At 29.7% G+C, this 3,066-nt stretch carries 3 protein-coding genes; all 3 read left to right on the top strand.

Annotation, left to right across the window (positions count from 1 at the left end):
• The first annotated feature begins 201 nt into the window (after positions 1 to 201).
• The 3 genes from VK998_RS04455 (at position 202) to VK998_RS04445 (ending at position 2,909) form a co-directional block, all read left to right on the top strand.
• Positions 202 to 972 carry a CAP domain-containing protein gene (locus tag VK998_RS04455; protein WP_325225944.1) on the top strand — a complete coding sequence of 257 codons (771 nt, stop codon included), beginning with the start codon at positions 202 to 204 and terminating at the stop codon, positions 970 to 972.
• 90 nt (positions 973 to 1,062) lie between these two features.
• Positions 1,063 to 1,515, top strand: coding sequence for a MarR family winged helix-turn-helix transcriptional regulator (locus VK998_RS04450; RefSeq protein WP_325225941.1), 453 nt, complete (start codon positions 1,063 to 1,065; stop codon positions 1,513 to 1,515).
• Positions 1,515 to 2,909, top strand: coding sequence for an MATE family efflux transporter (locus VK998_RS04445; protein WP_325225940.1), 1,395 nt, complete (start codon positions 1,515 to 1,517; stop codon positions 2,907 to 2,909). The genes VK998_RS04450 and VK998_RS04445 overlap by 1 nt, the downstream gene beginning before the upstream one ends.
• Positions 2,910 to 3,066: the final 157 nt, after the last annotated feature.

Genomic DNA, 3,066 nt, shown 5'->3' with positions numbered 1-3,066 from the left:
AATTCATTTAAAGTGGCTATTGTTCAACAATTCTCAACATATTTATGCTTTATTTTTTCATTCTACTATTTTTACACAAATGCCAATATTATGTTAACCTTCCATCTATTGAGTGTTTCTTTAATAAAGGTTTAGTGTTATACTTTTAAAAAATAAAAGAAAGGAGGTCAGATTGAATTTAAACTTTAAGGAGGAAATAAAATGAAAAAAAATGGTAAAAAAATATTGATTTCGTTAGCTGCAACTATGCTTTTATCAACATCTGTAGGTCAGGCTGCAAATATTAACTATAAGAACAACACCTATTATAGCCCTTATAGTCAATATAATAGGAGAGGGTATGTCATTACCTATAATAACTACTCTAATAATTATTTACAAAATAGATACAACAATATAATTATTAGATTAACACCTGGATACACAGATAATAATTTGGACAAGCCTTCTAATCCTGAAACACCTGTAGAAAATGAACAACCTACTAATATTGATAAAAGTAAAGAAAACAGTACAACTCCTGACAGCAATAACAATAGTAATCCTGAGACAAAACCAAGTAAACCAATTCCAGATACCAAGGAAGACACTAATATATCAATAGAAAAGGAAGTGGTTAAACTTGTGAACATAGAAAGGCAAAAAGCTGGACTGGCTCCTTTTACTTATAGTGAAGAATTATCTAAGGTAGCTCGAATAAAATCTCAAGATATGGCAAATAAAAATTATTTTAGTCATAACTCTCCTACTTATGGAAGTCCATTTGATATGATGAAAAGTTTTGGCATTAAATATAGAACTGCTGGTGAAAATATAGCTAAAGGCTATTTTAGTGCTGAATCCGTAGTCAAAGGTTGGATGAATTCTTCAGGTCATAGAGCAAATATTCTTAATCCAAACTTTGGAACCATTGGGGTTGGCTATGTTAAGGCTAATGCCACTACTTATTGGACTCAAATGTTTACAGATTAATCCTTGACTTTAATTAAATATCAGTATAGAATAAATAGTTAGAATTCTAATTGTTAGAATTCTAACTATTTTTTTGAGGTGATTCTCATCATGAAAAATCCTATTACAGAAACCAGACATGGATTGATTAAATTCATGTCCCTATTTCATAGGTTGTTTAGTTCATCTATCAAAAAAGATATGGATGATGAATACAAATGCACTAAAAATCAAATAAAAGCCTTAATGATTATTGCTAAATCAGAAAGAATTACTCCCACAGTATTAGGGAAATGTATGGATATGGAGAAAGGAAGCATAACTACTTTAATCGATTCCATGGCAGATATGAATCTAGTATATAGAGAAGATAATCCAGAGGATAAAAGAAAAATTTTTATTAAATTATCTAAAGAAGGCAAAAATTATTATATAAAACAGGAAGAAAGATTTAATAAACGGATAGAAGAGCTTTTTAGCTCCCTTTCTGAAGAAAAAATAATTAAATTCAATAATAGTCTAGAAACTATCGTAGAAATATTGGAAGAAGTGAGGGATAATTAATGAATAAAACAAATGATAAATCAAAGTTTTTAGGTGAAGAAGAAATTGGTAAACTTCTATTAAAGTTTTCAATACCTGCTATTGTAGGTATGTTGGTTAATGCACTCTATAATATAATAGACCGAATATTTATTGGTAAAGGTATAGGAAGTATAGGAATTGGAGCTATATTCGTTAGTTCACCAGTTGCTTTAATTCTTATGGCTTTTGGCATGTTGGTAGGCTTTGGCGGAAATTCACTTTCCTCCATAAGATTAGGCGAGAATAAAAAAGAAGAAGCTGAATTAATCCTTGGAAATGCTTTTATATTACTATTGATTATTTCAATAGGTTTAAGCATTTCAGGGCTAATTTTTATAGAACCTTTGCTTAAATTATTTGGTGCAAGTGATACTATATTACCTTATGCTGTAGATTATATGTCCATAATCCTCATAGGTGCTCCTTTACAAGCAGTAGGATTTGGTATAAATGCCTTTATTAGAGGTGAAGGTAATCCAAGAATTGCAATGATAACCATGTTAATAGGAGCAATACTTAATATAATATTAGATTATATTTTCATATTTATATTTAATATGGGAATAAAAGGCGCAGCTCTAGCCACTATTATTTCTCAAGGTATATCAGCTATTTGGGTTCTCAGCTACTTTTTGGGTAGTAAAAGTATGTTAAAATTGAAAAAGGAAAATATGATACTAAGAATACGTATAATAAAAAATATTTTCTCTATTGGATTTGCTCCTTTTAGTATGCAATTAGCTGCAAGTATGGTGACCGCTATATTAAATAATAGCTTAAATACTTACGGTGGAGATATAGCCGTTTCAAGCATGGGAGTAATCCATAGTATAACCATGTTAATACTTATGCCAATTTTCGGTATAAATCAAGGTGCTCAACCTATTATTGGCTTCAACTATGGTGCAAAACAATATGGTAGAGTTAAAGAGGCTTTTAAAAAAGCAGTAATAGCTGCAACATCTATAGCTATTTTCGGATTCTTAACAACCCAAATTATACCACATAAATTATTTAGCATATTTTTAGAAAAAGGTTCAGAAATGGATACTATTGCAAATGTTGGCATCAAAGGTTTGAGAATATATTTAGCTATGTTACCTATTATAGGCTTTCAAATAGTTAGTTCTAATTATTTTCAAGCAACTGGTAAACCTAAGCATGCTGCCTTTTTAGGACTATCTAGACAAGTTCTAATATTAATACCCGCATTGTTGATTTTACCTAAATTTTTCGGTCTGACAGGAGTCTGGTTAGCAGGTCCAGTAGCAGATTTGACTGCTTCAGTTATAACTAGTTTCTTTATAATCAGGGATTTAAAAAAATTGGAAAATGGTATTAAGATTAATAATAGAATAATTGAAGAACAATAAGATAAATAAGTTCTCTTAATGGCTAAAAGCCAAAAGAGAACTTATTTTATTAAATCTATAAAATGTTTAGTCATCTTCGCTGTATATCCCCATATTGCATAATCATTATAATTGTAAAAATAGACCGAATGTTTATCAAATCTCCAATTATGGCGAA

The organism is Schnuerera sp. (assembly GCF_035459645.1).
Lineage (GTDB): Bacteria > Bacillota > Clostridia > Tissierellales > Tepidimicrobiaceae > Schnuerera.
Note: the sequence above shows the minus strand (reverse complement) of the source record. Positions and strands in the feature narration are given on the sequence as shown.

Excerpts from the sequence above, each read along its gene's own strand:
- VK998_RS04450 (WP_325225941.1), top strand. The coding sequence starts at position 1,063 with ATGAAAAATCCTATTACAGAAACCAGACATGGATTGATTAAATTCATG.
- VK998_RS04455 (WP_325225944.1), top strand. The coding sequence starts at position 202 with ATGAAAAAAAATGGTAAAAAAATATTGATTTCGTTAGCTGCAACTATG.
- VK998_RS04445 (WP_325225940.1), top strand. The coding sequence starts at position 1,515 with ATGAATAAAACAAATGATAAATCAAAGTTTTTAGGTGAAGAAGAAATT.